Genomic DNA, 19,840 nt, shown 5'->3' with positions numbered 1-19,840 from the left:
GGTAAAGGTCGTTTTCAATCAAAAATAGACCTTTACCGCAATAGGCAAAGGTCTTGCTAACAACGTTTCGTTGCCAATAAAGCCGGGGTTTATCAAAAACCCGAACTGACGACTTTATTGTGACAGCTACTCCCCTTTGGAGGACATCCTTATGTAATTGCCCTCATTATAACGAGTGGACAAGCTGCAAGTCAAGCCTAATTTTGTCGGTTTCATGTCGTAACGTTTATGGAATTATATTTGACGGAAAGCCTCGATTAAAGCCTCATACTCTTCTTCCGTGCCTTGAAAACGGTCTTTGGGGAATCGCTCGTGAACCCAGCTCATCATCTCCAGACGGCTCAGGAATGTGTGGCATTCTTCTCCCCAATCTTCGGATATTTCCCGCAGGATCAGCTGCTTTCCGTTAACCTCTACCGTCATCATATTCCATTTGTCCTTCTTGTAAATTGTGTGTTTTTTGATCATTTTCAAGAGCTCCGTTCTATTATGATATATTTGAACACCGTCTATGCGCGAAATGATACCTTAGCTGTAAGGGAAAATCAAGGAAAAGAAACAATGACGCTTTTTGTTGGTGTATGATATAATTCCGGATACGCTTCAGCGCCGGCCCTCCGGCCGACGTTGAAGCGTATCCGGAACAGATGAGGAGAGTGGATTTTGAGATGAGTGGAGAAGCAAGAAAGTACGAACAAGCAGGCGTTGCCATGACATTCCGTTCCTATGTGGAATATGAGCGGATGGTTCTCACTGGATGAAGAGGTGCTTGGGGCTGGCCCTATCCTGGATATTGCCGCAGGGGCTTCATCCTTTGTGGCTGAGGCGGCAGATCGCGGGTGGGAAGCGGCCGCAGTCGATCCCTTGTACGCCATGACGCTGAAGAGCTGTTTGAACACGGAAAGAAGGAAATTCAGGTATCTACTCACAAGCTTGCCGGGCTGGAGAGGGTTTGCGACTGGACGTATTACGGAAGTCTCAGGAATCACAGATCCATGCGTGAAGCGTCGCTCGGCCGCTTTATTGAAGACTATAAGGCCCGCGGCAAGAAAAATTATATGGCAGGGATGCTCCCGAAGCTGCCGGTGGAGGACAATTCACAGGGACTTGTGCTGTGCAGCCACTTCTTGTTTTTGTATCATGAGCAGTTTGATTATGATTTTCATCTGGAGGCGATAAATGAGATGCTTCGCGTTTGCCGTCCGGGCGGTGAGATTCGTTTGTATCCGCTAGTCACACTCGGGTGGGAGAGGTATCCTTTCCTTAAATGCCTTTTAAAAGAGCTGGAAGGGGAGGAGCAGAAGCTAACTTTGATGCCTTCATCGCTTCCATTCATCCCCGGATCGAACCAGTTATTGCGTATACAAAAAAGCGATTTCGAATAAATTTCATTGTGTTGATTTATCCTTATAAGGGTGCTATAATTGAACCATTCGCCCTTGATGGCGATACATCTAGGAGGTTGTTTTCATTGAAAGGTACAGTAAAATGGTTTAACGCAGAAAAAGGCTACGGATTCATTCAAGTAGAAGGCGGCGACGATGTATTCGTTCACTTCTCCGCAATCCAAGGCGAAGGCTTCAAAACATTGGAAGAAGGCCAATCCGTTGAATTCGAAATCGTTGAAGGAAACCGTGGTCCTCAAGCGGCTAACGTTCAAAAGCTGTAAGCTTAACACTAAACTATAACTACCCTTTACGGGTTAGCATGATATAATGTTTCTCTGGAAATCAAATGACTGGCTTCTAGTACTTGCTCCTTGATTTCACAAGAAAACGTACCGCTGCTTTGCGGTGGCTCCTTTCATGTGCAGGTAGTTTTCTTATAGGTTAGTGCCACAACAACAAGCCGATAAGAGCGGTTCTTGGAATAAATCCAAGAACCGCTCTTTTTGCTAAATCAAGGTTTCGCTGCCGGCAATGGAACAAATCGTTTTATGTTCATCACTGAAGTTATTGGATTTTGTCCAACAAGAAATGAACGCATTAGAAGCAGATTGGTTTGCAAGGGCCAAGAAAAACCCTAATGTACCCTTACTTATGGGTATACCGGGCATATCGGTGTTGAGTGCTTTAACCATCCTTGCAGAAATTGGGGATGTGACAAGATTTCTTTCTCCAAAGAAGCCAGCATGCTATGCCGGACTTGTGCCATCCGCTCATCAATCCGGAAAAACGCGTTATACGGGGAACATAACGAAAGAGAGCCGAGCAACACTGCGATGGATTCTGGTACAATGCGCGCAGCGAGCCATTCAGAGCAAGGGGAAATTACGTGCTTTTTACTTAGGGTTGAAGGAGAAGAAAGGGCATAAGATTGCGATTGTAGCAACGGCTCGCAAGTTACTGCACATCATATGGGCTGTGTTGGTTAGGCAAGAGGAATATAGGGATCTGCGGAAGGATTTGCTGGAGAGAAAGCTTAAGAAGATGCAAAAGCAAGCCGCGGAGTACGATGCTTCCATGGATGAGCTATTCAGCATGATTGAAATTTTAGAGGAATTTTCAGATGAGCATTCCCTCATAATACATATTTTTTGAACAAGGGATTTGCATGTTTTCATAGGTGAGAGGACGGGGGTTAGTCGCCCTCTCCTACTCGATTACCGCAAAAGCTGCTGTTGATATTACTCCACAATACGAAGAATATCGTCAATTTCTTTACGCGCGAGCCGTGCAGGACGCTCTGCCGGATGCCCGAGCGCGATGACCATATTGATCTGGCACTCCGGGCGAATATCCAGGTAAGCGCGAAGCTGCTCGCCGGCGAGCAGGACGGGGCCGGTCATTGGGCATGTGGCAAGTCCGCGGGCATGTGCGGCGAGCATCAGGTTTTGTGCGGCCAAGCAGCTGCTCTTGATACCTTCTTCTTCCCATATCGCGTCATCAACCAATTGGATCGGATCGAAAATCCGCTCGCGGAACTTGGAGTTGTAGGGCGTAGCCAAGCAGATAATCAGCACCGGGGCATCGGCGAATGCAGTCGCATAAGGTCCGAAGGATTTGGTCAGCAGCCGCGCTTCCCTGGAAAGTCCCCGCCGTTCGGCTTCTGCGGCTTTGAGGTGCAGCTGCTCCCAGGTCATCCGTTCGATTTCTTTAATTTTATTTCGATTCATAACGGCGATAAATTCCCAGGTTTGCGAGTTCGTATCGCTCGGGGCGTATCTGGCACAATCGATGATGTCGCGAATATCTTCAATCGAAACCGGTTGCTCGGTAAATTTGCGAATGCTGCGTCGATCCAGCAGGATCGATTTGAAATCCTGATAGGGCAGTGTCATGATGTCGTCAGTCATGTATGGTTCATCCTCTCCGTATGGCAAGCCGTCAGCTTACTGCTTAGTACTTGGTACTAAATTATCCCTTATTATACCGTTCGTCAGAGGAAAAGACAACTCAACGGTTTCGCCTTCGCCGATCCCGGAGACGATCCGTCTTCTCCATCGTTTCCATGCCGATCTGCACAATGCGGCGCCCGCCTTTAAGCTCGCCTTTCTCTTTTGCCGACAGGTGCGGTCGTCCCTCCATCAGGAGGGACCCTGTTCCAACTCATGAAGGGCCGTACGCCCTCTGGTTCGAAGGTGAAGCCCCAGGAAACCCAGCATCGCGGCAAAAGCCAATGCCGACGCCAAGGCGTACATGGCGTGCGGTCCCCAGGAGTTAAAGACGGTTCCGCCCAAAGCACCGCTAATTAAACCGGCCAGCCCGGACCAGGTGATGGCGAACAGCGCCTGGCCGCTGGCACGAAACTGGTCGGGCACCACGCTTTGAATATAGCGGATGACGGTGAACAGAAAGATCCCGAAGGAGACGGAGTGCATGAATTGAATCCCGATAACCCACAGCGGGTTGTCTATAACGCTCATCAATAAAAAGCGGGCCAAGTATACGAGGCAGCAAATGATGAGCAGAGGCAGCTCCTTGTATTTATGGCCATGCTTGCTAAGCCAAAAGAATATAGGGATTTCGCTCACGGCCGAAACCATCCAGGACCATCCGACGATGGTCTGATCGGCGCCAAGGCGTTCAAGATAGAGGGCCAGAAAGCCGTCATTCATCCGGTGTGCCACGGAGATTACGAGGACCGTGAGCAGGAACGCGAGAAACGAGCGGGAGGTGACAATCGGCACGAGTCCGGAGAAATCCGGTTTCTTATAACCCGTCTGGCGGGCGTCCTTCAGCATCAAGGATAAAAGAAGGGAGCAGCCGATCGTTATCATCATCAATACAGCCGTCAGCTCTATGCCGAAGTCTTTCAACAGCTTGCCGAAGACCAGTGCAGCGGCGGCAAAGCCGATCGAACCCCAAACGCGGAAGGAAGCATAGCTCTTTCCGGTGTTTTTGATCGTCAGCAGAATTTGGCTATCGTTCAACGAGCTCATCGGGGATTGAAAAAAATAAAAGCTCCCCATCAGTACCATCAGAAGACCGAACGCATCGGTGCGGAAGATGAAAGCCGCGGTAAGCCATTGTCCGATCAGAACCAGGATGACTATTTTTTTCACCGTTTGCCATCGGTCGCTCACCACGCCCCAGAATAGGTTGGACACGATACCGAGCATCGGGCCGACAGAATACAAGAGGCCAATTTGGACCGTTGAGAATCCCTTGGACAAAAAGTAAAGCGGAAAATAAGAAGTAATAACGGCAACCGTCGTATATATAGAGAAGGTAAAGCAGCAAAGCGTTGCAGCATTACCTCTGATTAATCGCTCACTCATGCATTTTCACTCAATTCTTTTGTGTTTCCTGCGGCAGAAAGCGGCGGTCCGGGGATTTTACCCTCCATTTTGGCCGTCTCCCGGATGACGAACCAGACTACGGCGGCTTCTGCGGCTGTGCCGAGCGACTGCGCCAAGGCGCCGATCATCCCGTTCCAGCCGGGACTAAAAGCGATGCACAGAAATAAAGCCAGCAGGGTGGCGCACACGTTTGCAGCCTGAGACCAAACCATCACCTTCGTTTGGCTGCGCAGCATCAGCAGTCCGTTCCCGTAATCCAGCCAAGGGAAAATCAAGGTCATGATCATAAACACACGGAGCGTAGCAAGACTCGCCTCCAGCAACCTCTCGTTCACTCCCATCACATGCTCCATAAACCAAGGACCGGCAGGCGTATAGGACATTACGGCAATCAGCAGGCCGGGAATCAACGAGATCATCAGTGTGAAGCGAAGCACAGACTCCGGATCCTTGCGGTAAAAATTCAGAACTAGCTGGTGCACGTAAGTAAAAAAACTTTGTACGAGCTGCGTCAGGCTGGCTGCGATGGCAAAGGCTGCTATGGACAGCTGAATATCCGTCGTTTTGCCGAGAAACGCATTGATGGCGGGGATGGAGATCACCGCAATAAACGACGAGTACATTAACGGCTTGTAGAATCCGAATACTTGCGAAGATTTCTCGATGGAATGCCCGGGATGCTTCTCCGGAATGACGCTGCGCAGCAGCGACCGGCCTTCCCAGTAACTGACGGCCGCTTCAATGATCATCCCGGTGAGGAAGATGATCGCACCGACCGTAGCGCTCGTAACCCCGGTTTTAATAAAATACAGCGAGAGCGAGTACATGCCGACCAAACGGATCAGCATTCCGATCGTAAGCCATTTCGTCCGCATGTTATAGATGATGATTCCGTGATAAATACAGCGGATGCCCGAAAAAATACTGACGAACATCAGCACCCGGTACACGTCGACCATCGGGGCGATCATGCTTTCCTCTGCTCCGAACAAATGCACGAACACCCACGGACCGATAGAGGTGTAGCTGATGAGAAGACCGATGAGAGAAACCGAGCCAAGCACATAAAAGCCCACAAGCGACATCGCCCGAAACGATTGTCTGTCGCGGACGAGGGCTGAGCAGGTTTGACGCAGCAAAACGGCGGGTTTTTCGGTAATGCCTAGTATGCTCATCGGCAAAGCGTAGGCGGAAATGATGATCTCCGGATGGGAAGATCGCGCCAATGTGCTGTTAATGATGACATGGGATATGGTAACCAAGCTCGCCGAAAATCCTAGCGGAAGGAAGAAGGCAAGCAGCTGACGAAACGTGATGCGAGTTTGTTCCGATGCGTTCATGACGGGCTCCCTCTTTTCACATGTCACACATTATACCATGAACCGGACCGGCAGGGGAGAAAAATTTGTTTTCCTACTGGAAGCAGTGAAGCGTTCGTGATACATTAATATAGATAAGCTGTCAGCGCCTTTTGCGGTGATCCGGAACAGAAAGGTGGAACAGAAATGTCTTACTCTTTTATTATGGATGAGAGGATAGGTATACCGCTGCCTCACCTGGAGAAAAATTTTGAAGATTACAGCGAGCAGGAGCAGGCGGAGATTCTTCTTCGCTGGGAGGAAATCCGGGGAATGATCCCGGATCGGATCAAGCGGCTGGAGACGATGATCATCGCCAGACAGGATCAGCTTAACGTAGAAGATAATTTTGCGGTTTCCTGCCGCCTGAATACTGAAATTGCAGATCTGGCCAGTACGATCAATGAGCTTCATTTATGGTTTCGGGTTCATCAGGACATGGCCGTGGGAGCGGCTCATCACTAATAGATTCCATTCGCTGATTGATAGAGGAGGTAAGAAGCTTGACCTGGACCGAAAGCTTATACAAGCTTGCAGCGAAGCTGACGGCTCACAAGCCTTCGCTGTATCCGACGGAGGAGCTTGACGATTTGACGGATGTCAAGATAACGAAGCTCTCCGTGGACGGATTCGAAGGCGAACGCCGATCCTATGCGCTTTCCGTTAAAGCGGGCTTGCACTTGTTTAACGAAAGTTTGGAACCGTCGCACGCCATTTCTCAGGATATCGATACGCCGACCGGAAGCTATTGGCACGCGATCATGCATCGGATGGAAGGGGATTACAGCAATGCGAAATACTGGTTTCGCATGGCGGGTGCTCATCCGGTATATGATGATGTGGCCAAAGAAGCGTTCGCGTATATAAGACAAACGGGTTTGGAGGATATCCAAAGCGCGGCGCTCAAGCAGCAGTTTGAACAATGGTTATCGGCAAGCGGCTATGATCCGGTTCGGTTCACGGATCTGGTGGAGTATCAAGTCACGAAGGCTAACGACGAGCGGGGAGAGGAGCTGCTGAAGCATATTCAATGGATCGAAATGCGTAAGCTCCTCCGGCATGGTTATGCGTTCAGTGGCGGCGAAAGGGAGTTATTCTGATTTTCTTGAACCGCAATCCTCAAGTTCCCAGAAGCCCGTTGCAGCTTATGCTTCGCGTTTATCGCCACGTTCTTCCCGCTGTCCGGGAACAGCTGGATCATTGGCGTTCCAAGGCGGAACAGATCCCGGATGCGGAGCTGCGCAAGCAGGCGATTAACAGCTTAACCTCAAAGCAGTTTCACTGTGAAGGCGGAGCCGTATATGCGGCGGCGAACCTGTCGATGCGGCATATACTCATTCCGCTCATCGCCGCTTTTCAAACGATCAGCGATTATTTGGACAATTTGTGCGACCGGAGCACATCGCTCGATCCGGAGGATTTCCGTCGGCTGCATCAATCAATGCTGGATGCGGTGGATCCGTCCGCGCCGCTGCACGACTATTACGAATTTCATAAGGAGCAGGAAGACGGAAACTACCTGAATGAGCTTGTCAAAACATGCCAGGCCAGCATTCGCATGCTTCCGTCCTATGCGCCGGCGGCTTCTTCCGTTCGGGAACTCGTCAGCTTGTATTGCGATCTGCAAGTTTACAAGCATATGGCCAAGCCTTTGCGCGAGGATGCGCTGCTGTCTTGGTGGGAGATGCACCGGGAACGCTATCCCTCTATAGGATGGAATGAATTTGCCGCTGCGACGGGATCCACTCTCGGCGTTTTTGTGCTGTTCCTGGCGGCATCCGAGCCCGAACTTAGTCCGGAAACCGTGCGGAACATCCATGTCGCTTATTTTCCGTATATTTGCGGACTGCATATTTTGCTTGATTATTTGATCGACCAGGAAGAAGACGCGATTGGCGGGGATCTTAATTTTTGTAGCTATTATGACAATATGGACAAGACCGTTGAGCGGATTGCACTGATTGTGAAGGAGGCCAAACGCACATCGGAGAGGCTGGAGCATGCCGCATTTCACCGGATGATCATCGAAGGGCTGCTTGCGCTTTACTTGTCCGATCCGAAGGTCAGAAAGCAGCGGCAGGTCAAACGGGTTTCCCGGCAGTTGATGAAGGACAGTCCGCTGATGCGGATGTTTTTCCTCGTTAACAGCATTTGGATTCGCAAAAACTCGTAATTCCAACGATAATTAATGGTGTGCTTTATCAACAAGGAGGAATCATCATGTCGGTAAAAAAAATCGCAGTACTTACAAGCGGAGGGGATTCGCAAGGGATGAACGCGGCCGTTCGCGCTGTCGTTCGCAGCGGCCTGTATCACGGGCTGGAGGTATTCGCCGTTCAGCGCGGCTATGCCGGCCTGATTAACGACGATATTCGCGAGATGGACCTGCGTAGCGTGGGTGACATTATTCAACGCGGGGGAACGATTCTGCAGACGGCCCGCTGTAAGGAGTTTCTGACGCCGGAAGGGCAGCAGCTCGGCGCGGAGAACCTGCGCAAGCGGGGCATCGACGGTCTGGTTGTCATCGGCGGGGACGGCTCCTATCAAGGGGCAAACAAGCTCAACAAGCTCGGGATCAAAACGATGGGCTTGCCGGGCACGATTGACAACGACATTCCTTTTACCGATTTTACGATCGGCTTCGATACGGCCGTCAGCATTGTCGTGGACGCGATCAACAAGATCCGCGACACCATGAGTTCCCATGAACGATCTTCCGTCGTTGAAGTCATGGGCCGCCATTGCGGAGATATCGCATTGTACTCGGGACTTGCCAGCGGGGCGGAGACCATTCTGGTGCCGGAGGTTCCGTATGATCTGGATGAGATCGCGAACCGGATGTCCGAAAATTTCAAAATGGGCAAGCGCCACAGTATCATTATTGTTGCCGAAGGGGTAGGAAAAGGGGAAGATATTGCCGCGGAAATTACGAAGCGCAACGGCATCGAACCGCGTGTGACCGTGCTTGGCCATATTCAAAGAGGCGGTACGCCGACGCATAACGACCGGATTTTGGCGAGCAACCTCGGCGATTTTGCAGTGCGCAAGCTGCTGGAGGGCGTCTCCGGTAAAGCGTGCGGCATCATCAAGGGAGAGCTTACGGTAACCGATATCGATCTGGTAGTAAACTCCAAAAAACAATTCAACATGGAGCTTTATGAATTGGCTAAACGGTTGTCTCAGTAATAAGGGAAAAAATATAAGCATTCTCACTCCTTTTGAAGGGGAGAGAATGCCTATTTTTTCAACAGTTATCGATGCTCCTCCAGCGCCTTCAATATTTCGGCGGTGGGGCGGTTGCCTTTCATGGCGTACACGATGGTTCCGTTGCGGCCGATGACATAGACGGTGCGCTGTTGACCGAGAAGACCAAACAGGGTGTGTCCGACGTCGTACAGCTTTTGAATGTTGGCTCCTTTGTCGGCAACCAGCGGAAAGTCGTACATAAATTTGTTGGCGAACTGTCGGTGCTCCTCCAGGAACCCGGAGTTGATCCCGAGCACCAGCGCATCATATTTGGCGTACTGCTCTTTAGAGTCGCGGACAGCGCACAGCTGCTTTGTACATATGGGCGTATGGTCCTTCGGATAAAAAATGAGAACAATCGGACGCTTGCCCAATGTCTCCTCCAGTCGAATCTCACCTTGTGTACTGTCCGCCGAAAAAGACGGAGCTCTTGTACCCACAGCCAGCATAAGAATCACCCCTCATCTTTGCTGCATCAAGTAAAGATGAACAGCATCCAGCTACATTGTAGCGGATTGCGGTGAACGCTTGCAAGGAAAGCGCGTCACGTTCAAGTGCCTGGAAGCTGCTGCTTGCGCATCATTTCGTCCGGTCTGATCATGATTTCAAATAAAAGGAGGCGTGCGTCGGTGGGCGTCATTCTGAAAAACGATTGGGCGGACCTGCTCGAAAACGAGTTCCAAAAACCTTACTACATCAGGCTGAAGCATTTTTTAAAACAGGAATATGCTTCGCATACCGTGTATCCAAACATGTACGACATTTTTAATGCGCTTCATTATACGTCATATGCAGATACGAAAGTTGTTATTTTGGGACAAGACCCGTACCATGGACCCGGACAGGCCCATGGCCTCAGCTTCTCCGTCAAGCCGGGAGTTCCCGCACCGCCGTCCCTGCAGAACATGTTCAAGGAGCTGCAAAGCGATTTGGGCTGCCCCATTCCGGATAACGGTTATTTGGTTCGTTGGGCGGAGCAGGGAGTGCTGCTGCTCAACACGGTGCTGACCGTGCGGGCCGGAGAGGCCAACTCGCATAAAGGAAAGGGCTGGGAATCATTCACAGATCAGGTGATTCGCCTTCTGAACGAGAGGGAGGAACCGGTAGTCTTCATTCTTTGGGGAAGCCATGCCCAAAAAAAATTGGAGCTGATTACGGAAAAACGCCACTGCATTCTACGTTCGGTTCATCCGAGTCCGTTATCCTCTCACCGCGGTTTTTTCGGAAGCCGTCCGTATTCAAAGGCCAATGAGTTCCTCCAAACCATCGGCAGGTCGCCGATCGATTGGCAAATTCCTAATATCGGCAGGAGCGGGGCGGCCAACGGATAGCTTTTATTCAAACGGTGAAGGCCCGATTCCGGTATATACGAAGTCGGGCCTGCCTGTTATTGGTATTCTACACCCTGCGTGTAAGAGTTCACAGCGTTCCATAGAAGAAACTCTTCAATGCCGTTATCCTTTAGTGCGCGGATTTGCTCTATAAATCATCGGGCAAATGACATCTACCTGCTCCGATATTTTTTGAAAATCCTGGCCGATCCCTTCGGCAGCAGGCACGGATGCGGCATAGCCGAATATATCTGCGGATACGCGGACGCCTAACGGGTTGAGCTGTTCTCTGGCATACTTCGCAAATTAATAAGTGCAGGCATATCGCGAATAATGTTCTTGGTTGTGTCCATGGCAAGCAAATCCGGGTTTCCGGTGTTATATGTGATATAGCCCCAATCGTCCTTTACATCGACTACCAGTGCATTGAGTTCCGTACGATCCATCAGCTCCAGCAGTGAATGTAACCGGGAACCGCCGGCGCTGTGAGCGGTTGCGTAGACGCCCTTAACCTTGGGAGCATCTGGTTGAGGGTCCTGCTTGTTTACCGGCCTCAATCGGTTTTCGGGGCTGCCGTTTGACGGTATCTGCTGTACAACGGCGTTTTTTCGAATCAAGAGATGCTTGCGCCAGCTGTTCGAACGTCATATTCGGATGTTCAGCGCTGACACCCCCCCAGGCGAGGAGAAACGCGGCCAGCAATAATTCCATTTTCTTGTCTCTCTTTGGCAGTTATTCTATATATTTGTAGTTTATTCTGATATTATAATAGAATAGCAGGTCATTCGGATAGAGAGTTTTGAAGTATGTTGTTGATTGGAAGGACCAACCCGCAAGAAACTAGAGTAAAAAGGATCGATATCGGATGAAGAATCAACTGCGGATGCTGCGGGGACTTAATTTTTCATACTATGCCACCAGCGCGGTGCTTATGCCGTTCTTGCCCATTTACTTCGAAGGCAGAGGATACTCCTCTTCCCAAATCGGGCTGCTGATGATGATCGGGCCTTTCGTCTCCATCTTCGCCCAACCGATATGGGGCTATTTAAGTGACCGCTATCAGACACTGAAGCTGATTATATTCGGGCTTTGGGGGATGACCCTTTTGTCCAGCGTAGGCATCTTTACAACGACCGGCTATTCGTTTGCTTTGTTGTTCATGCTGCTGCTTTACTTTTTCATGCTGTCGTCGGTACCGCTGCTGGATACGTTAACAATCAAGTCTGCGGTGCAGGCGGGGGCCAGTTACGGCTCGATCCGATTATGGGGATCCATAGGCTTTACGCTGCTGGCCGTCTCCAGCGGGTTTATTCTGCAGGCGCTGGGCGGACTTCAGAATATTCCTTATTTATACTGGAGCATTTGGATGCTGCCGCTCGTGCTTTTACTTTTCTTAAAGGATGAACGAAGCCCTGCGCCGCGGGTATCGTTCCGTTCCTTTACCAGCATGTTTCGGAACGGCCATTTTCTTTGGTTTCTGCTGCTTGTGTTTATTCTAACCGTACCGCACCGGATGAACGACGTCATGTTCGTGCTGTATCTCAAAGATTTGGGGGCAACGAATGCGATGGCGGGCTGGGCGTGGGCCTTGGCCGCCTTCAGCGAAATCCCTACGTTCGCGCTGTTAAGCCGTTATATGCACAAGTTTCACGAGCTTGCACTTCTCGGTATTGTGGCCATATTGTACACGCTCCGTTGGCTGGCTTACGGTTGGATTACGGATCCGCTCATGCTGATGGTTCTTCAAGTGACGCACTCCATCACCTTTGCCGTATTTTGGATTGTAGCGGTACAGTATGCGGTTCGGCTGGTTCCTCCTGAACTGCAGTCCACGGGACAATCCATGCTTTCCATGGTATTTCTGGGGTTGGCCGGCATTACCGGAGGATTTGTCGGAGGTTGGATTAAGGATGAATGGAGCGGGGCGGGCATGTATATGTTCGGAGCGGGAATGACTTGCATCGCCGCGATTTTGCTGCTTGGCACCCATGTTTATTATCGCAAAAAAACCATCCGGCTTAATTAGCGGATGGTTTTTCGTTGGAAGCGGTCAGTTCTTTCTTGGTCGGCTCCGTATCATGTATGGCTTCGCTGCTGTTGCCGCTGTTTCCGTTCGTAGCATCTTTAAACTCCCGAAACATGCGGCCGAAGCTGCGTCCGAGCTCTGGAAGCTTGTTCGGCCCAAACAGAAGCAAAGCGACGAGAACTATCAATAGAATATGCATGGGTGACAAAGCGCCCATTGTAAACACCTCCGGAAAACTTTTTCTACTACAGCATACCACGAGCATAACATGAAAATGAAGCCGGCAGGAACGGTCAATTATTACGAAAAGACAACATTTTTGCGTCGCTGCGACAGATTAAAACGCCTATCTTAATGAAGATAGGCGTCTTTTTGATGTTCAGAAATGCTGTATTGAATAATTTCCATTGCATCCTCCGCTTCAAGAGCGGCCAGGCCATTGCGCAGGACAATCTCTGATTCAAGCTCGTGTTTCTTTAAAGTAGGATATAAATCAGGCGTTAATTTCATAACAATAGTCGCCAACTTTACTGTTTCCACAAGCATCACCCTTCCCGTCATCATCTAGTGTTGAAGAGAGCAAGTGCGACTTACGAGCAATACAGGTAAGGCCGGTGAAAAGATATGAAATTACGCTCATATTATAACATAATCAAAACAAAAAATCTTGGTTTATTTATGCCAAATTTGGCATCAGTGCCGCCAATTGTTGAATGAGCCCGGGGCTACCGGCGGAAAAGACCCATGACATTTACCGTTTCCGTAATATTCACGAACGCTTGCGGATCCCACTGCCTGATCAGGCCTTGAAGGTCGTACAGCTCATACCGGGTAGTTACCGTCATTAGCATATGCTGAGGGTCCTTTGTATAGGATCCTTCCGTATTGATAACGGTAACGCCCCGCTGAAGCTTTTGCATTTTTTTCAGGAGCAGATTCTTTTTGCGGGTTACGATAAACACCGTCACTTTCAGATGCCGGATATGGATCGTATCGATCATTCTGCCCGTGATATAGATGGACAGCATGGAATAAAGGGCCAGATCCCAGTCGTTCTTGAAATATCCGAGGGCCAGAATGACCAGGCCGTTAAGCCCGAATAGAAAGGTACCCAGAGGAAAATCGCGTTTGCGCGTGAGGATGGAGCCCAAAATATCGAAGCCGCCGGTTGATCCGCCCGCCCACATGGATAAACCTGAACCTAAGCCGATAAGAACGCCTCCGGTGACCGATGACATAATGATATCCCGACTGACTTCCGCAACCGGAATCATGTGCATGAACCAGGAGGTCAGGATAACCGAAATCACGCTGAGAATGATAAATTTACGGCCAACAGTAAGTAAGCCCCATATCAGCATAGGCAGATTGAAAACAAAATACAAGAGGGAGATATGAAGCCCTGTAAAATAGCCTACGATCATGGAAATACCGGAGATTCCGCCGCTGAGCAGCTGATGGGGAATCAGGAACAAATTAAAGCTGGCAGCGATTAAAGCGGAGCCGAGCACACAGATGAGCACGGAGCCTATGACGGACCGTTGGAAATAGAGCATGAGCGTACCTCCCTAAGTTCTTCATGTAGTATATCCCAAAAAGGGTCCGTCCCAAAACAGGACATCAGCAAGGTGGACAACTGGTCATATGATGAAGCCAGCGACACTTGGCATTATCCTGGCGGTCAGGCACGAGAGCTGCTCCAAAGTGAAGAAGGATACAAGCTTTCCGTTCGTCGTATGATTGAACCCGAGAGTGTGTTTGGACAAATGAAAAGCAACCGGAGCTTCCGGCGTTTCCTGCTTCGCGGCTTGCCTAAAGTGAGCCTGGAGGTCGGGTGGCTTTCCCTTGCCCATAATCTGCTCAAATGGGCAACAACGAAGGAAAAAGAGCGAGTAGGGGTGGGAATCTGACCACCAAACTCGCTCTTTTTCACTAAATCGTTGGCTTATTTGTAAACTATGGTTGTTTCTCAGTAGTTTTGATACTACTTATGAGACAGCCCCTTGGATTGGTTTCCGTTCCGGCTATCTTCTCTTAAAGGAACCGGAGCGGATGCTTGTACTTGGTTTCGAACCGGTGATGCGGGAAGGCGTTTTATAATTTTTCGTTGAACCGTCATTACGTCTGATCGACTGGCTGCTTCCTGACACCGATTTGGACGGCGAGGTGGTAAAGGTGCCTTTACGCTCACTGGTCGAAGGTGCGGTGGTTGAAGAAGGGGCGGGAGCGCTTTGGTGCTTGCCGTAATCCTCGTACCGTTTGGTAGACGTGTAGCCTCTATAGCCGCCGCTATCGCCGGACCAGACGGAGCCAAACAGCGACTGCAGCAGGCTGGCGGCCACATAGCCCTGGAGGAAGGAAGAGTCGTAATGTTCCTTCGCATACTCTATGGAATCTAACTGCACCAGCGTGGTATTCTCGTTTTCTTTGTCTTTTTGTATGTTGATGATCTTGTTGTCGTAGACCAGGAACATCTGGTTCTCATCTTCTTTGCTGATTTCCAAAGGGGGTTCTTGATCTGCGAGTTCTTTGGCGACAGTCGGAACATTCTTGCCTTCTACAGAATAGATTTTGGCCGTGCTTTTTCCTTGACCTTGAACATCAATTAAGGAATAATTCTCTTTTATATAATTGCTTGCATCCCCGCAGCCGGCCAGCAGTGCAAATACCAGTACGACGGCAAGCCATTTGGATATCCTGCTCATCATGTTCCGTCACCTCCTGCATAAAGCTTCATTTATACTTGCTTTCGCCTGGTTACTTTGAGCCTTTCAAAAATTGAATTTGACTGCCCGGAGTGGGCGCACCTTCCATGGCGACGTATTTGCCGTCTTGCCATTGCAGGAAGAAATAACGGTCTCCCGTTCCGATATAACGCCAGAACAGCACCTGATCGTTGCCGCGGAAATCCGTATTGCCTTCTGTCCTCACCGTATCGCTGCGATGATGCTCCAATTCAAAGAGGCTTTCGGCTCCGATATCAAGCCGGGTCGGAACGTCATTGGGATCGTCCAGCGATCCTTCCACAAATTCACACAAGAAACATTCATAGATTCTTCCTTTTTCCACAAGGAGGCAGGAAATATGCTTGCCGTTCTGCAAATAATAAGCAAACCGGTGCGGCGGGAATCCTCTGTCGAAATAGACGGCTTTTCCGGAAACGACATATTCCTCTAAATCTACGTTTACGATATCGCCCACTTGAGTATCCTCGAAAGGATTGGACGGCTTCGCTTCCGGCTGTGGTTTGCTGCCTTTTATGATCGAACCAACTCTTTTCCAGATGGACATGGGTGTTTCGCTCCTTTTACGGTTTAACACGAAGACTTTAGCATCATTATAATATTATATACGATATTTGATGTTTTTGGGTTTCAATTTGAAGTTATCTGGTATATGGATGTTGGGTGTGGTATAATACTAAAGATATTCTTAAGTACGGCGTAACTGTTCATTTCTGACACGTTTGAAAAGTGTTTTATGAAGAGATAAATAAAGCAAAGATAGGAGTCGCACTTAAGGGTATAGACAAATAAAAGAACCCTAGTACAAAGGAGATTGAAATTTTTGAAAACATTTAGTGAATTCGGCTTAGAGCCAAAGGTGCTGCGCGCCATTACGGAAATGGGCTTTGAGGAGTCGACACCGATTCAAGAAAAAGCCATTCCGGTAGCGTTGGAAGGCCGCGACCTGATTGGCCAAGCCCAAACGGGAACAGGAAAAACCGCTGCATTCGGTATTCCGCTCGTAAACAAAATCGATGTAAAAGAAGACCGCATCGTAGCGCTCATCATGTGCCCTACACGTGAGCTAGCGATTCAAGTAGCGGAAGAAATCGAGAAGCTGGGACGCTTCAAAGGGATTCGCTCTCTTCCTATTTACGGCGGTCAGGATATCGTAAAGCAAATTCGCGCACTGCGCAAAAAGCCGCAAATTATCATCGGTACGCCAGGACGGCTGCTTGATCATATTAACCGCAAGACGATTAAGCTTGATGATGTGCAGACCGTTATTCTGGACGAAGCGGACGAAATGCTCGACATGGGCTTCATGGATGATATCCAATCGATTCTCAAATTGGTTCCCGAAGAACGCAAAACGATGCTGTTCTCCGCCACGATGCCGGCCAATATTCGCAGGCTGGCCGATCAGTTCCTAAAGAACCCTGAACACGTATCCGTCATTCCAAAGCAAGTCAGTGCTCCGCTGATCGATCAAGCATATATCGAGCTGCATGAGCGTCAGAAATTCGAAGCGCTTTGCCGCTTGCTGGATATGGAAGCTCCGGATCTTGCGATCATTTTCGGCCGGACCAAGCGTCGTGTCGACGAGCTCTCCGAAGCGCTGCAGAAGCGCGGCTATACGGCAGAAGGACTTCATGGCGACTTGTCCCAGAACCAGCGCGATAATGTGATGCGCAAGTTCCGGGACGGCAGTATCGACGTTCTGGTAGCAACGGATGTAGCCGCTCGCGGCTTGGACGTATCCGGTGTAACGCATGTCATCAACTTCGACCTGCCCCAGGATCCGGAAAGCTATGTACACCGTATCGGCCGTACCGGTCGCGCGGGCAAAGAAGGCGTTGCCTACACGTTCGTTACACCGCGTGAGATCGACCACTTGTACTTCATCGAGAAAATTACGCGTCACCGCATAACCCGCAAGCCGATGCCGAGCTTGGCTGAAGCCATTGAAGGCAAGCAAAAATTGACGGCTGAGCGCGTGCTCGATGTGCTGCAGCAAGAAGAGCATAACGAATACAAGGGCCTTGCGATTTCTCTTCTGGAGCAGCATGACTCCGTACATTTGCTTGCGGCCGCGCTGAAGCTGTTGACCGGAGAGAAGAAGGATGTAGCCATTGAGCTTACTCCGGAGGATCCGATTCGCGCCAAGAAGAGAAGACCGGATGTTCGCAGCTACGGCCGCAAACCGGCAGGTCCTTACGGAACGGCCGGCGGTGCCCGCAGGAACGACAGGCCTTACGATCGTGACCGGAATGGACGCGGACGCCGTGAGGATGGCGGATACCGCGATAACCGCGATTATCGCGGACGTTCGGACGGCCGTGATCAAAAAGGCTATTCCCGTCCTTCCAACCGTTCGAATGAGGGAAGTTTGGTATAATGGAATGAAAGCAAGCGCGCAGGCAGTAGCGTGCTTGCTTTTTTTATCGAAGCGTCAAGTATTTAGCTCCCGGTTTTATAGACCCGTTCGTTGAGGTATTGGGTATAGATGTCTGTCTTGAAAGTGAGAATTAAGCTATAATAGTTGTTGTATTATGAAGGAGGGCATAATTTTGGAGTTTCGTGGAATGATGGGTGGGTTTTACCGCATTTCCGAGTGGATCATGCGTCTTTCGGTCATTAACATCCTTTGGGTCATATGCGCCATCCCTTTCTTTTTGCTTGGGCTTGTCCTGCTGCAATCGCAGACGGGCGACCAGGTAGTGCAAACCCTTTTTCTCATGGCGGTCGTTTCTCCCTTTACGATTTTTCCTTCGACAGCGGCCATGTTCACGGTGGCCCGAAAGTGGCTTACAGGTGAAGAGGATGTTCCTCTGCTAAAAACCTTTTTCCGCGGTTACAAAGAAAATTTCCTGCAGAGCATGCTCGGCGGATTCATCTATATACTGCTCGGCGTAATCCTGTACACGAACTTCCGGTTTTACGGCAGCCAAACGGGAGTCTTTGGAGTTTTGCGCTTCCTGGTATTATCGCTCACAGTGGTTCTGATAATCTCGCTGTTCCATTTTTTCTCCATCATGACCCATTTGCACATGAAATGGTTTCAGATTGTAAAAAATGCGATCCTGATCACGATCGGCAATCCGATCCGTTCGTTATCGATGATGGTGCTGAACGTCATCATCCTGTACGTCAGTTTCGCGATATTCACGTTTTTGATTCCGTTTTTTATGGGGAGCTTCATCGCGATCGTATCGTTTTGGCACTTCAACCTGATTTTCGGCAAACTGCAGGAAAAACAGCAGGAGATTGCGGATCAGGATGAGGAAAAGGCGGATAGAAAGCAAGGAGGAGCGGAACAGGAGTCCGAGACCCGGATGGAGAGAGGCCAGAGGCCTAGTGAATCGGGAGCGATCGAAGAGGGGGATTACCAAGGTAAGAATGGAAAGCCATAATGTCCCGCCGATTCCACAAAGATAAAAACGCAACAGGTTTACTTTCCGCTTGAAGTGCACTATAATAAGACTACAACAAAATCCTGCGATGTGCGTTTCGGTTTTCAGTTGTTTTGAACCAATGACTGTTTCTAGGGAGACCTACATAGAATCGCGGCTGACATGCCCTCGAAAAGGGACTTCAAAACCGATTCTGCGGACACCCACCTGCGAGAGCGGGTTTGAAACAAGAAAATCGGACGGCATTGCGGGTTTTTTTTGTGCACTTGTGTAAGCGTAAAAAAATGTGAAGAGAGGATTTTTGGAGATGAAGCTGTTTATTGATACCGCTAATGTAGAAGAGATCCGTAAAGCTCATGAACTCGGCGTCATCGCCGGAGTAACAACGAATCCTTCACTCATCGCTAAAGAAGGCAGAGATTTCTTCGAGACGATTAAAGAAATTATCTCCATCGTCGGCGATCTCCCGATCAGCGCAGAAGTGATCAGCCTCCAAGCTGATGAAATGGTGGAGCAGGGCAAAAAGCTCGCTGCACTTGGAGAAAGTATAGTAGTGAAAGTGCCGATGACAGAAGAAGGTTTGAAAGCGACCAAGCGCTTCAGTGAACTCGGCATCAAAACGAACGTTACGCTCATCTTCAGCTCTCCGCAAGCCTTGTTGGCAGCACGCGCAGGGGCAACGTATGTTTCTCCGTTTGTCGGACGTTTGGATGATATCAACCAGGTAGGTATGAATCTGATTAAGGAAATCAGCCAGATTTTTGCCGTACACGGTATTGAATCCGAGATCATTACAGCCAGCGTTCGTACGACAACGCATGTCATCGATGCGGCTCTGCTCGGTGCGGACATCGCGACCGTACCTTATAAAGTGATTCAACAGATGGTCAAGCATCCTCTGACGGATACTGGTATTGAGCGGTTCCTGAAAGACTGGGAAGGCGCCAACTTAACATCGTTTTAATAAGCTACATATAACAAACAACAACCCGGCATCGT

The 19,840-nt window shown here is 49.7% G+C and carries 25 protein-coding genes, 1 other RNA gene and 1 pseudogene; 14 read left to right on the top strand and 13 right to left on the bottom strand.

Going from position 1 to position 19,840, the window contains the following annotated elements:
- Positions 1–234: 234 nt before the first annotated feature.
- Complete coding sequence (locus NR121_RS14705) at positions 235–468, bottom strand: hypothetical protein (RefSeq protein WP_256831391.1); 234 nt, start codon at positions 466–468, stop codon at positions 235–237.
- Positions 469–839: 371 nt separating this feature from the next.
- Between NR121_RS14705 and NR121_RS14700 the strand changes: the two genes are divergently transcribed.
- The 3 genes from NR121_RS14700 to NR121_RS14690 all read left to right on the top strand — a co-directional run bounded on the left by NR121_RS14700 (position 840) and on the right by NR121_RS14690 (position 2,540).
- Positions 840–1,385 carry a methyltransferase domain-containing protein gene (locus NR121_RS14700; protein WP_256831390.1) on the top strand — a complete coding sequence of 182 codons (546 nt, stop codon included), beginning with the start codon at positions 840–842 and terminating at the stop codon, positions 1,383–1,385.
- An 86-nt stretch (positions 1,386–1,471) separates the two neighbouring features.
- The gene (locus tag NR121_RS14695) at positions 1,472–1,669 is read left to right on the top strand and encodes a cold shock domain-containing protein (protein ID WP_062407120.1); all 198 of its coding nucleotides are present in this window, start codon (positions 1,472–1,474) and stop codon (positions 1,667–1,669) included.
- Between the two features lie 250 nt (positions 1,670–1,919).
- Positions 1,920–2,540, top strand: coding sequence for a transposase (locus tag NR121_RS14690; protein WP_256831389.1), 621 nt, complete (start codon positions 1,920–1,922; stop codon positions 2,538–2,540).
- A gap of 86 nt (positions 2,541–2,626) precedes the next feature.
- Here NR121_RS14690 and NR121_RS14685 read toward each other — a convergent pair whose 3' ends face one another.
- The 4 genes from NR121_RS14685 to NR121_RS14670 all read right to left on the bottom strand — a co-directional run bounded on the left by NR121_RS14685 (position 2,627) and on the right by NR121_RS14670 (position 6,081).
- Positions 2,627–3,295 carry a nitroreductase family protein gene (locus NR121_RS14685; RefSeq protein ID WP_082660649.1) on the bottom strand — a complete coding sequence of 223 codons (669 nt, stop codon included), beginning with the start codon at positions 3,293–3,295 and terminating at the stop codon, positions 2,627–2,629.
- 100 nt (positions 3,296–3,395) lie between these two features.
- The gene (locus NR121_RS14680) at positions 3,396–3,527 is read right to left on the bottom strand and encodes a hypothetical protein (RefSeq protein WP_256380586.1); all 132 of its coding nucleotides are present in this window, start codon (positions 3,525–3,527) and stop codon (positions 3,396–3,398) included.
- Positions 3,527–4,720 (bottom strand): MFS transporter, encoded by a 1,194-nt coding sequence (locus tag NR121_RS14675; protein WP_062407124.1) that lies wholly within the window; start codon positions 4,718–4,720, stop codon positions 3,527–3,529. The genes NR121_RS14680 and NR121_RS14675 overlap by 1 nt, the downstream gene beginning before the upstream one ends.
- Positions 4,717–6,081, bottom strand: a complete 1,365-nt coding sequence (locus tag NR121_RS14670) for an MATE family efflux transporter (RefSeq protein WP_062407126.1) — start codon at positions 6,079–6,081, stop codon at positions 4,717–4,719. The genes NR121_RS14675 and NR121_RS14670 overlap by 4 nt, the downstream gene beginning before the upstream one ends.
- A gap of 165 nt (positions 6,082–6,246) precedes the next feature.
- On the opposite strand from NR121_RS14670, the gene NR121_RS14665 reads away from it, so the two are divergent.
- Genes NR121_RS14665 through pfkA form a run of 4 tightly spaced genes read left to right on the top strand, consistent with a single transcriptional unit; the run spans position 6,247 to position 9,285 of the window.
- The gene (locus tag NR121_RS14665; RefSeq protein WP_054819020.1) at positions 6,247–6,564 is read left to right on the top strand and encodes a hypothetical protein; all 318 of its coding nucleotides are present in this window, start codon (positions 6,247–6,249) and stop codon (positions 6,562–6,564) included.
- Between the two features lie 38 nt (positions 6,565–6,602).
- A complete protein-coding gene (locus tag NR121_RS14660) occupies positions 6,603–7,199 on the top strand; it encodes a hypothetical protein (protein ID WP_074727866.1) in 597 nt (198 codons plus the stop codon).
- 47 nt (positions 7,200–7,246) lie between these two features.
- A complete protein-coding gene (locus tag NR121_RS14655) occupies positions 7,247–8,272 on the top strand; it encodes a tetraprenyl-beta-curcumene synthase family protein (RefSeq protein WP_054819044.1) in 1,026 nt (341 codons plus the stop codon).
- A gap of 47 nt (positions 8,273–8,319) precedes the next feature.
- Positions 8,320–9,285 carry a 6-phosphofructokinase gene (gene pfkA, locus NR121_RS14650; RefSeq protein ID WP_054819022.1) on the top strand — a complete coding sequence of 322 codons (966 nt, stop codon included), beginning with the start codon at positions 8,320–8,322 and terminating at the stop codon, positions 9,283–9,285.
- Between the two features lie 65 nt (positions 9,286–9,350).
- On the opposite strand, the gene NR121_RS14645 is transcribed toward pfkA, so the two are convergent.
- The gene (locus NR121_RS14645) at positions 9,351–9,794 is read right to left on the bottom strand and encodes a peroxiredoxin (protein ID WP_062407130.1); all 444 of its coding nucleotides are present in this window, start codon (positions 9,792–9,794) and stop codon (positions 9,351–9,353) included.
- 150 nt (positions 9,795–9,944) lie between these two features.
- On the opposite strand from NR121_RS14645, the gene NR121_RS14640 reads away from it, so the two are divergent.
- Positions 9,945–10,676, top strand: coding sequence for a uracil-DNA glycosylase (locus tag NR121_RS14640; RefSeq protein WP_062410836.1), 732 nt, complete (start codon positions 9,945–9,947; stop codon positions 10,674–10,676).
- A gap of 123 nt (positions 10,677–10,799) precedes the next feature.
- Here NR121_RS14640 and NR121_RS25355 read toward each other — a convergent pair whose 3' ends face one another.
- On the bottom strand, positions 10,800–10,925 hold the full coding sequence (locus NR121_RS25355) for a putative glycoside hydrolase (RefSeq protein WP_375162528.1): 126 nt from the start codon (positions 10,923–10,925) through the stop codon (positions 10,800–10,802).
- A 20-nt stretch (positions 10,926–10,945) separates the two neighbouring features.
- Complete coding sequence (locus NR121_RS25350) at positions 10,946–11,293, bottom strand: putative glycoside hydrolase (protein ID WP_062407132.1); 348 nt, start codon at positions 11,291–11,293, stop codon at positions 10,946–10,948.
- A 248-nt stretch (positions 11,294–11,541) separates the two neighbouring features.
- On the opposite strand from NR121_RS25350, the gene NR121_RS14630 reads away from it, so the two are divergent.
- A complete protein-coding gene (locus NR121_RS14630) occupies positions 11,542–12,702 on the top strand; it encodes an MFS transporter (RefSeq protein WP_062407134.1) in 1,161 nt (386 codons plus the stop codon).
- Here the strand turns inward: NR121_RS14630 and tatA are convergent.
- From tatA to NR121_RS14615, 3 genes are all read right to left on the bottom strand, one after another.
- Positions 12,695–12,919, bottom strand: a complete 225-nt coding sequence (gene tatA / locus NR121_RS14625; protein ID WP_054819025.1) for a twin-arginine translocase TatA/TatE family subunit — start codon at positions 12,917–12,919, stop codon at positions 12,695–12,697. The two genes, NR121_RS14630 and tatA, sit on opposite strands and share 8 nt — an antisense overlap.
- Positions 12,920–13,053: 134 nt before the next feature.
- A complete protein-coding gene (locus tag NR121_RS14620) occupies positions 13,054–13,248 on the bottom strand; it encodes a hypothetical protein (RefSeq protein WP_054819026.1) in 195 nt (64 codons plus the stop codon).
- A gap of 179 nt (positions 13,249–13,427) precedes the next feature.
- A complete protein-coding gene (locus NR121_RS14615) occupies positions 13,428–14,258 on the bottom strand; it encodes a YitT family protein (protein ID WP_062407136.1) in 831 nt (276 codons plus the stop codon).
- On the opposite strand from NR121_RS14615, the pseudogene NR121_RS14610 reads away from it, so the two are divergent.
- Positions 14,214–14,612 (top strand): annotated as a pseudogene (locus NR121_RS14610) (transposase); the annotation flags it as partial. The gene NR121_RS14615 and the pseudogene NR121_RS14610 overlap by 45 nt on opposite strands.
- Before the next feature lie 114 nt (positions 14,613–14,726).
- On the opposite strand, the gene NR121_RS14605 reads toward NR121_RS14610, so the two are convergent.
- Positions 14,727–15,410, bottom strand: coding sequence for a DUF4247 domain-containing protein (locus tag NR121_RS14605; protein ID WP_256831388.1), 684 nt, complete (start codon positions 15,408–15,410; stop codon positions 14,727–14,729).
- A 49-nt stretch (positions 15,411–15,459) separates the two neighbouring features.
- Positions 15,460–15,993 (bottom strand): DUF4178 domain-containing protein, encoded by a 534-nt coding sequence (locus NR121_RS14600; RefSeq protein ID WP_137669935.1) that lies wholly within the window; start codon positions 15,991–15,993, stop codon positions 15,460–15,462.
- A 276-nt stretch (positions 15,994–16,269) separates the two neighbouring features.
- Between NR121_RS14600 and cshA the strand changes: the two genes are divergently transcribed.
- From cshA to fsa, 4 genes are all read left to right on the top strand, one after another.
- Entirely contained in the window at positions 16,270–17,826 is a 1,557-nt protein-coding gene (gene cshA / locus NR121_RS14595; RefSeq protein WP_054819027.1) for a degradosome RNA helicase CshA, read from the top strand.
- A 172-nt stretch (positions 17,827–17,998) separates the two neighbouring features.
- Complete coding sequence (locus NR121_RS14590) at positions 17,999–18,841, top strand: YesL family protein (protein ID WP_256831387.1); 843 nt, start codon at positions 17,999–18,001, stop codon at positions 18,839–18,841.
- A 77-nt stretch (positions 18,842–18,918) separates the two neighbouring features.
- Positions 18,919–19,099: non-coding RNA, 6S RNA (ssrS, locus tag NR121_RS14585), on the top strand.
- A gap of 49 nt (positions 19,100–19,148) precedes the next feature.
- Positions 19,149–19,805 carry a fructose-6-phosphate aldolase gene (gene fsa, locus NR121_RS14580; protein ID WP_062407143.1) on the top strand — a complete coding sequence of 219 codons (657 nt, stop codon included), beginning with the start codon at positions 19,149–19,151 and terminating at the stop codon, positions 19,803–19,805.
- Positions 19,806–19,840: the final 35 nt, after the last annotated feature.

Origin of the sequence: Paenibacillus sp. Pae15 (assembly GCF_024519685.1) — a bacterium.
GTDB lineage: Bacteria > Bacillota > Bacilli > Paenibacillales > NBRC-103111 > Paenibacillus_G > Paenibacillus_G naphthalenovorans.
This window is presented reverse-complemented; position numbering and strand designations above follow the sequence as displayed.

Coding starts and splice junctions, on each gene's coding strand:
- fsa (WP_062407143.1), top strand. CDS start 19,149: ATGAAGCTGTTTATTGATACCGCTAATGTAGAAGAGATCCGTAAAGCT.
- NR121_RS14645 (WP_062407130.1), bottom strand. CDS start 9,794: ATGCTGGCTGTGGGTACAAGAGCTCCGTCTTTTTCGGCGGACAGTACA.
- NR121_RS14685 (WP_082660649.1), bottom strand. CDS start 3,295: ATGACTGACGACATCATGACACTGCCCTATCAGGATTTCAAATCGATC.
- NR121_RS14675 (WP_062407124.1), bottom strand. CDS start 4,720: ATGAGTGAGCGATTAATCAGAGGTAATGCTGCAACGCTTTGCTGCTTT.
- NR121_RS14630 (WP_062407134.1), top strand. CDS start 11,542: ATGAAGAATCAACTGCGGATGCTGCGGGGACTTAATTTTTCATACTAT.
- NR121_RS14655 (WP_054819044.1), top strand. CDS start 7,247: ATGCTTCGCGTTTATCGCCACGTTCTTCCCGCTGTCCGGGAACAGCTG.
- NR121_RS14680 (WP_256380586.1), bottom strand. CDS start 3,527: ATGGAGGGACGACCGCACCTGTCGGCAAAAGAGAAAGGCGAGCTTAAA.
- NR121_RS14690 (WP_256831389.1), top strand. CDS start 1,920: ATGGAACAAATCGTTTTATGTTCATCACTGAAGTTATTGGATTTTGTC.
- NR121_RS14670 (WP_062407126.1), bottom strand. CDS start 6,081: ATGAACGCATCGGAACAAACTCGCATCACGTTTCGTCAGCTGCTTGCC.
- tatA (WP_054819025.1), bottom strand. CDS start 12,919: ATGGGCGCTTTGTCACCCATGCATATTCTATTGATAGTTCTCGTCGCT.
- NR121_RS14605 (WP_256831388.1), bottom strand. CDS start 15,410: ATGATGAGCAGGATATCCAAATGGCTTGCCGTCGTACTGGTATTTGCA.
- NR121_RS14615 (WP_062407136.1), bottom strand. CDS start 14,258: ATGCTCTATTTCCAACGGTCCGTCATAGGCTCCGTGCTCATCTGTGTG.
- NR121_RS14600 (WP_137669935.1), bottom strand. CDS start 15,993: ATGTCCATCTGGAAAAGAGTTGGTTCGATCATAAAAGGCAGCAAACCA.
- NR121_RS14640 (WP_062410836.1), top strand. CDS start 9,945: ATGATTTCAAATAAAAGGAGGCGTGCGTCGGTGGGCGTCATTCTGAAA.
- pfkA (WP_054819022.1), top strand. CDS start 8,320: ATGTCGGTAAAAAAAATCGCAGTACTTACAAGCGGAGGGGATTCGCAA.
- NR121_RS14665 (WP_054819020.1), top strand. CDS start 6,247: ATGTCTTACTCTTTTATTATGGATGAGAGGATAGGTATACCGCTGCCT.
- NR121_RS14705 (WP_256831391.1), bottom strand. CDS start 468: ATGATCAAAAAACACACAATTTACAAGAAGGACAAATGGAATATGATG.
- NR121_RS14620 (WP_054819026.1), bottom strand. CDS start 13,248: ATGCTTGTGGAAACAGTAAAGTTGGCGACTATTGTTATGAAATTAACG.